The organism is Pseudomonas sp. PB120 (genome assembly GCF_009761815.1).
In the GTDB taxonomy this organism is placed as follows: Bacteria; Pseudomonadota; Gammaproteobacteria; order Pseudomonadales; family Pseudomonadaceae; genus Aquipseudomonas.
Genome location: NZ_RWIN01000118.1, coordinates 1 through 3,718, shown reverse-complemented (window position 1 = coordinate 3,718; position 3,718 = coordinate 1). Strand labels below are relative to the sequence as shown.

The following is a 3,718-nucleotide window of genomic DNA, read 5'->3' as shown; positions in this document are numbered from 1 at the left end:
TCCCGCTGGGTCGCGTAGCGGCCCCAAAACGACTGCTTCGCAGCCGAGCGGGAGCAAGCTCCCTCGCCACAGGTTCTACGTTCTACTGGAAACCAGAGCAGGCCCGTTGCCACGCTGGTTGACCCAAGGCATCTGTGATGAAATGCGACCCCCCTCTCTATCGCGCAGCCCCGCCATCACTCGCCGTGAAACCCCGTCTGATCCGCCATCTGTTCCTGCCGCCGCTGGTCATCGCCCTGGTGATCGGATTGGGCTACCTCGGATTCTGGGTCAGTGAGCACTACGGCATTCGCAGCCTCAGCGAGAACGGCCAGCGTCAGCTTGAACTGCACGCCCGCGCCGTCGAGAGCGAGATCAGCAAGTACACCTACCTGCCCAGCCTGCTGGAACTCGAATCCAGTGTTTCAACGCTGTTGGCCGACCCGACGCCGGAACACCGGCAGACGGTCAACGATTACCTCGAAGGCCTGAACCGGCGCAGCCGCAGCCGGGCCATTTATGTGATGGACACTACCGGCCGCGTCATGGCCACCAGCAATTGGCGCGATGTCGACAGTTACCTTGGTGAAGACCTGTCCTTCCGCGCCTATTTCCAGAACGCCGTGCGCGGTCAGCCGGGGCGGTTCTACGGCATCGGCAGCACCAACGGCGAACCCGGCTACTACCTGGCCCACGGCTTGGAAGAACACGGCAAAATCATCGGCGTCGCGGTGGTCAAAGTCCGCCTGGAAGCCATGGAAGAACGCTGGCAGCGAGCGCGCCTGGAAGCCTTCGTCAGCGACGAAAACGGCATCATCATTCTCTCCAGCGATCCGGCGCGACGCTTGAAATCGGTCGTGCCATTGAGCGACGACACCAAGGAAAAACTCGCCCGCAGCCTTCAGTACTACTGGTTCCCGCTGAATGAACTGCAACCCCTGGCCCGGGAAAAGCTGGCCGAAGGCGAGGAGAAACTGACCTTCCCCGCCAACAGCGAAGTCGACTCCGCCGAAGAGGACATCAGCTACCTCTCGCAAACCCGACCGTTGAGCGACACCCCATGGAATTTCACCTTGCTTACCCCCCTGCAGGATTTGCGTCGCGAAGCGATCAATCAGGGGATTCTGGTAGCCGTGGCCTTTGCGCTTTTGGCGTTCCTGCTGATTGCCTGGAATGAGCGGCGCAAGGTCATCGCCACCCGCCTCGCCGCCCGGGAGGCTTTGGAAGAGGCCAACAATCAGTTGGAGCGACGGATTACCGACCGCACCACCGACCTGCGCGCCAGCAACGAACGGCTCAAGGGTCAGATCCGCGAACGGCGCCAGGCGGAAGAAACCCTGCGACGCGCACAAGACGAACTGGTGCAAGCCGGAAAACTCGCGGCCATCGGCCAGATGTCCACCAGCATCGCCCACGAATTGAACCAGCCACTCGCCGCGCTGCGAACCTTGTCCGGCAACACCGTACGCTTTCTGGAGCGCGGCCAGCTGGACGTGGCCAGCACCAACCTCAAGACCATCAACGAACTGATCGACCGCATGGGCCGGATCACCGCCAGCCTGCGTTCCTTTGCCCGTCGCGGCGACGACAAAGGCCAGGCCTGCCTCGGCAAAGCGGTGGACGCGGCCCTGCAATTGCTCGGCGGTCGCGTGGACAGCAGCCATCTGCAAGTGCATCGTGAGTTCACCGACGTGCAGGTGCAGATCGACCAGACCCGCCTCGAGCAGATTCTGGTCAACCTGATCGGCAACGCCCTCGACGCCATGCAGGCACAACCGCTGCCGGAGTTGTGGCTCGAAGGCGAAACGCTCGATGGCAAATACCGCCTTCGGGTGCGCGACAACGGCCATGGTATCGACGCCGAAGCGCGCAAGCATCTGTTCGAACCGTTCTTCACCACCAAACCCGGCGAACAAGGCCTGGGCCTCGGCCTGACCCTGTCGGCGAGCCTGGCCGCCGCCACCGGCGGGCACCTGGGTGTCGAGCACCCGGCCAGCGGTGGTACCACTTTCGTCCTCGGTTTACCGTTGGTAAGCCCCACTCCCGACGAGCCCATATGAACAACGACCTTAGTGTGCTGATCGTCGAAGACGACCCCCATGTGCTGCTCGGCTGCCAACAGGCGCTGACGCTGGAAGACATTCCCAGCGTGGGTGTCGGCAGCGCCGAAGAAGCGCTGGAGCGGGTTGGCGACAACTTTGCCGGCATCGTCATCAGCGACATTCGCCTGCCGGGCATCGATGGCCTGGAACTGTTGACCCGGCTCAAGGCCCGCGACCGCAGCCTGCCGGTGGTGCTGATTACCGGCCACGGTGACATCTCCATGGCCGTCGGCGCGATGCAGAAAGGCGCCTACGACTTCATGGAAAAACCCTTTTCGCCTGAACGGCTGGTGGACGTGGCCCGTCGTGCGCTGGAGCAGCGCAGCCTGGCGCGAGAAGTCTCGTCGTTGCGTCGGCAACTGGCCGAGCGCGACTCCCTCGAAGGCCGGATCATCGGCCGCTCGCCGGCCATGCAGAACTTGCGGGAACTGATCGCCAATGTCGCCGACACGTCGGCCAACGTGTTGATCGAAGGAGAGACCGGCACCGGCAAGGAACTGGTCGCGCGCTGCCTGCACGACTTCAGCCGGCGCCACAGCAAACAGTTCGTCGCGCTGAACTGCGGTGGCCTGCCGGAGAACCTGTTCGAGAGCGAGATCTTCGGCCACGAGGCCAACGCGTTCACGGGCGCCGGCAAACGGCGAATCGGCAAGATCGAACACGCCGACGGCGGCACGCTGTTCCTCGACGAAGTGGAAAGCATGCCGCTGCCCTTGCAGATCAAACTGCTGCGGGTTCTGCAGGAGCGCACCCTCGAACGACTCGGTTCCAACCAGAGTGTGGCGGTGGATTGTCGGGTGATCGCGGCGACCAAATCCGACCTGGATGAATCGAGCAAGGCCGGCGAGTTCCGCAGCGATCTGTATTACCGGCTGAACGTCGTGACCCTGGAGCTGCCGCCGTTGCGCGAACGCCGTGAAGACATCCTGCAACTGTTCGAGCACTTCCTGCAGCAATCCTCCCTGCGTTTCGACCGCGCCGTGCCGGAGCTGGACAACCAGACGCTGTCGAACCTGATGAGCCACGACTGGCCGGGCAACGTGCGCGAACTGCGCAACGTCGCCGAGCGCTTCGCCCTCGGTCTGCCGGCCTTCAAGAAAACCGGTGTCACGGGCAGCAACCAAGGGCTGGGGTTCGCCGAAGCGGTGGAAGCCTTCGAACGCAACCTGCTCGGCGATGCCTTGCAACGCAGCGGCGGCAACCTGACCCAGGCCAGCCAGGAATTGGGCATGGCCAAGACCACGCTATTCGACAAAGTGAAAAAATACGGACTGAGCCACTGATGGACCTGATTCTAAAAGCAACCCTGGGCGCGGCGGTGGTGGTGATCCTCGCCGCCCTGGCCAAGACCAGAAACTATTACATCGCCGGGCTGGTCCCGTTGTTTCCGACCTTTGCGCTGATTGCGCATTACATTGTCGGCAAGGGGCGGTCGACGGAGGATCTGAAGACCACCATCCTGTTCGGGATGTGGTCGATCATCCCGTACTTCATTTACCTGGCGACGCTGTATGTGATGGTCGACCGGATGCGCCTGGAGGCATCACTCGCGGTGGCGACGGTGGCGTGGCTAATAGCGGCCACCGTACTTGTTTCGGTCTGGGTTCGCTTCCAAACCTAAACACCACCACCACCAC

3 protein-coding genes are annotated in these 3,718 nt (G+C 62.7%); all 3 read left to right on the top strand.

The features are described from left to right. Positions 1–137: 137 nt before the first annotated feature. From EJA72_RS21530 to EJA72_RS21520, 3 genes are read left to right on the top strand one after another with little or no spacing between them, the layout of a single operon-like run. Positions 138–2,039 carry a sensor histidine kinase gene (locus EJA72_RS21530; RefSeq protein WP_157713414.1) on the top strand — a complete coding sequence of 634 codons (1,902 nt, stop codon included), beginning with the start codon at positions 138–140 and terminating at the stop codon, positions 2,037–2,039. Further along, positions 2,036–3,364 (top strand): sigma-54 dependent transcriptional regulator, encoded by a 1,329-nt coding sequence (locus EJA72_RS21525; RefSeq protein WP_157713412.1) that lies wholly within the window; start codon positions 2,036–2,038, stop codon positions 3,362–3,364. The genes EJA72_RS21530 and EJA72_RS21525 overlap by 4 nt, the downstream gene beginning before the upstream one ends. Before the next feature lie 8 nt (positions 3,365–3,372). Further along, on the top strand, positions 3,373–3,702 hold the full coding sequence (locus tag EJA72_RS21520; RefSeq protein WP_178129513.1) for a GlpM family protein: 330 nt from the start codon (positions 3,373–3,375) through the stop codon (positions 3,700–3,702). The last annotated feature ends 16 nt before the right edge of the window (positions 3,703–3,718 follow it).

Coding starts and splice junctions, on each gene's coding strand:
- EJA72_RS21530 (WP_157713414.1), top strand. CDS start 138: ATGAAATGCGACCCCCCTCTCTATCGCGCAGCCCCGCCATCACTCGCC.
- EJA72_RS21525 (WP_157713412.1), top strand. CDS start 2,036: ATGAACAACGACCTTAGTGTGCTGATCGTCGAAGACGACCCCCATGTG.